General features: G+C 55.9%; 3 protein-coding genes and 1 pseudogene. 1 reads left to right on the top strand and 3 read right to left on the bottom strand.

The window, feature by feature from the left end; all coding sequences use genetic code 11:
• On the top strand, positions 1-412 hold a 412-nt coding region (locus tag BW994_RS18605; RefSeq protein ID WP_217696482.1), incomplete at its 5' end, for a hypothetical protein.
• Positions 413-426: 14 nt separating this feature from the next.
• Here BW994_RS18605 and BW994_RS18970 read toward each other — a convergent pair.
• The 3 genes and pseudogenes from BW994_RS18970 to BW994_RS19490 form a co-directional block, all read right to left on the bottom strand.
• A pseudogene (locus tag BW994_RS18970) lies at positions 427-1,317 on the bottom strand (IS5 family transposase).
• A 76-nt stretch (positions 1,318-1,393) separates the two neighbouring features.
• On the bottom strand, positions 1,394-2,149 hold the full coding sequence (locus tag BW994_RS18620; RefSeq protein WP_029312868.1) for a glycosyltransferase family 2 protein: 756 nt from the start codon (positions 2,147-2,149) through the stop codon (positions 1,394-1,396).
• Positions 2,146-3,393 (bottom strand): phosphotransferase, encoded by a 1,248-nt coding sequence (locus BW994_RS19490; protein ID WP_139334233.1) that lies wholly within the window; start codon positions 3,391-3,393, stop codon positions 2,146-2,148. The genes BW994_RS18620 and BW994_RS19490 overlap by 4 nt, the downstream gene beginning before the upstream one ends.
• Between the last annotated feature and the right edge of the window lie 100 nt (positions 3,394-3,493).

The following is a 3,493-nucleotide window of genomic DNA, read 5'->3' on the forward strand; positions in this document are numbered from 1 at the left end:
GCCCGCCTCAGGCATGGTGAACATCATGATCGCGATCAACGGAACCAGTGATCGCGATCGACCGGAATGGATGATCGCGATCAACGGAATACGCATGTTGGGCTGTGGTGGGCGCTTCGACACATGGTTGGGTGGGGTTGCGTTGATGGGCATCAAAGAATATCAGCTCACTCTTGCGAACCCAGCCGAACAACGGCCAAGATCTCAGACGCTTGGCATGAAGAGAATTGGGATGCTGACGGGCTTGAAGTTCGAGCGTTGGCTTGCATCAATCGCAATCCGCGCTCAGCGGGCTGCCAGAAAATTGGGTTGTCGAGTGAACGCCCGGTTGGCTCAACTAGGCGCGCCTTTTATTAAAAAAGAGTTCGATACGACCTCCAAATCCGCTCTCGCGTGGCTGCAGTTAACCTAAGAACCCATCCGAGATCATTTTGTTTCCTTACAGAGTTTTCGTACCATCAGCCGGATGGATGCCCAGCGTAGAAATGCAAGTCCGTTTCGGTTGAGGCATTCCCAATCCTTGGCCAACCGGCGACAACGGTTGAGCCAGCCGATGGTTCGCTCAACGATCCAGCGCTTGGGCACAACGACGAACTGTCCGATATCGGAGCGCTTGACGATCTCGACATTGATCTGAGCGCACACGCGGCCCAGCCCTTCCTGGAATTTCGGCCCTTGATAGCCACCGTCGGCATAAAGCTTGAGCAGAAAGGGAAACAGACCGAACAGCGCTCCCATCAGCATCATGCCGCCGTCCCGATCCTGGATGTCGGCGGCGTGGACGATGGCGCAAAGCAGCAGGCCTTGCGTGTCTACCAGGACATGGCGCTTCTTGCCGTTGATCTTCTTGCCCGCATCGAACCCCGACGGATCGATATGAACCCCCCTTTTTCCGCGCTCTTGACGCTCTGGCGGAGAAGGCAAGGGTTCCGTTGCCGTAGGCAATGGAAAGCCTTCGGAGGTTGTCAATGATCGCAGCCGTCGGACTGGCCGCGCGGTCAACCTGTTCGCGACATTTGACGTACAGCGCATGATGAATGCGATCGAGCGTGCCATCCTCGTTCCAACGGCGAAAATAGTCGTTCACCGTGCTGCGCGGGGCAGATCTTTCGGCAGGGACGCCCATTGGCAACCGGTACTCAGGATGAACATCAGCCCGTTGATCACCTGCCGCTCATTCACCGTACGCTTGTTGCCGCCACGCTTGGCGGGCGGGATCAGCGGGCCGATGATCGCCCACTCGTCATCCGTCAAATCGCTCGGATAGCGCAGCTTGCTGTGATCATACCGGGCGCGGCTCTCGTTCGTCCACGTCAGGCTGCTCCTGCGAATCGGGCCGCCGCTATGGAATCACAAGTGACTCCAAAGATTCAAGGCGTTCCCGGATGGACACTTAAGACGGCACACTGTTCGAATCAACAGCATGGCCTTTGACCAGGGCCGCCTCATACTCGGCTGGCACGCCGCAGAAGGTGATCGCCTCTAGAGGCACGATGTGGTAGTGGATATGCTTTCCAGATGCGATGAGGTGATTGTACAGCGGTGCGACGTAAAGCTCGGTCAGAGAGGGCTGGCTGCGCTCCTTGGCGAGCGCAGACCGGAAATCTTCGGAACGCGCAAAATGGTACAAGCCGCTACAGCATAAATCGGAGATTGGTATTTTTTCGGTGGCGCGCGTCACCAGCGGCTCGCGCGTGCCCACGGCCGGAACGACATAAGACCAGTTAGCTCCCGAGCCACGGAACACCTCCAAATAACCATCGGTTTGTGCAAACCATGGCGCATCGGGGAAACGAAACTGGTGGCGGAAAGTATCGATGTTGAAAATCGTCGCCGGTTCGCCATCGGCCGCACCGGTGTCGTTCAACCCAAGCTCAACGGTTTCCGCTTGACCTGCCGTCTCACGGTCCAAAATCACGACGGTCGCGTGGGCAATACCTAGAGCCGCGCATTCCTGGCGCAAGAACATCTTAGTGCCGGCTACGTCGCGAGCAATGAATAAAAAATGTGTGTTACCAAACTGCGCCGCGAAGCTGCCGACGGCATGTGCGAATACCGAACGGCCGTGCAGAGGCAGCATATATTTTGGTAGCTGATAGCCTGCGGACGTGAATCGGCGAGAGAGACCGGCCATGGGAATAATGATCAAGGCTTGCTTCTTTCCAAATCAATGTAGAGCCGCAGTGCATTGGCAATGAAAGCTGCCTGCCGGTCCGGCCGATCGGCATGCAGCGGCAACATAGATAGGAACAGACTGACTGTGACCGCACGAACGCTTCGATTGCCGGCCCCGACACCATCCACTCTTAAATCGGACAACGCATGCTGCAACCATCGATGATGCTCACTGGCCTCGAAACCGATGGTGAACCCGTGGCTGCCTTCACGCCGAAGTGCATATCGCCCAGCCAATATGTGATCGTATTGACCAGATATGGAATGTGACAGTTTCGCCAAATCATACGTAACATCCCCAAAGGCTGAAGCTGTTCCTGCCGATACATGTCCGCGCGGGTCGATCACTGTAATCCGGTCGGCGCGAGAGTCATATAGGATATTGCTAAAGCAAAAGTCTCCATGCATCAGCGTCTCCGAGCAGCCGGACCGCAAGTCGATTTCGCGCGTCGCTGACTCGGCAACGCGGCGTAATGATGGCAAGGAGCGGCCATCAAAGGACGTCGGCTTATCAATATCAAAGCCCGACTCGCTGGAATAACGCTCAAGCCGGGCGATTGTTTTGTCGATCGCCAACGCCGTTAGAGCTACACCGGCCAAGCTCGGTCCTTTGTGCGCGGTGCAGGCATTCAAAAACTCCTCACAAGATCGAAGAATTTTATACCATGTCAGACGCCCAATAGAAGAGAACACAAACAATTCCGCCAGCGTCGGCGCATAGCGGTATTCCGTCCGGTAGAAAACGGTGCCCTCGGATTGCCCCACCTCCAGCAGTCGCGCCGTATATGGTGCGACTGCTGGAGGAACAGAAGCGAACCAGGTTGCCTCCGCAATTATTTTACTGTGGTCGGTGCTCGATTTATGCACCGAGCATCTACTGATTTTCAGCGAATTGAAAGCCCGCTCCGTGGTGATTGCACGGCGGGAACGGAAATAGGTTTGGATATGGCCGAAATCGTACCAGCGCGCCACGCGTACACCCCGGGTGGCATGGTCCCTGATATACAGATTCAGCCCGGCGATGAAGCTCCCCCGCGCTTGGGTGATCGCCCGGACAAGAAGCGTGCTATTGCTGAAAACAAAATAACCGCAGGCAACGGGGCGATTGCCCGGATGCCCACTGCTTGCCATGTTCGATCCTAACTCTGCGACAACACCATCACGTAGATCGACCGCCGACCACGAGTATTCGTCGCCTTCGTCATGAATAGCAATCAAATCATCTAGCCCGCATTATGCATGAAGGTCGGCGAGCATAGCGTAAACCGTTGATTCGTTGTAAGTATTTGTTGTTGAGACAAAACTTCACCACGACGGA

This window comes from Acidiphilium rubrum (genome assembly GCF_900156265.1).
GTDB lineage: Bacteria > Pseudomonadota > Alphaproteobacteria > Acetobacterales > Acetobacteraceae > Acidiphilium > Acidiphilium rubrum.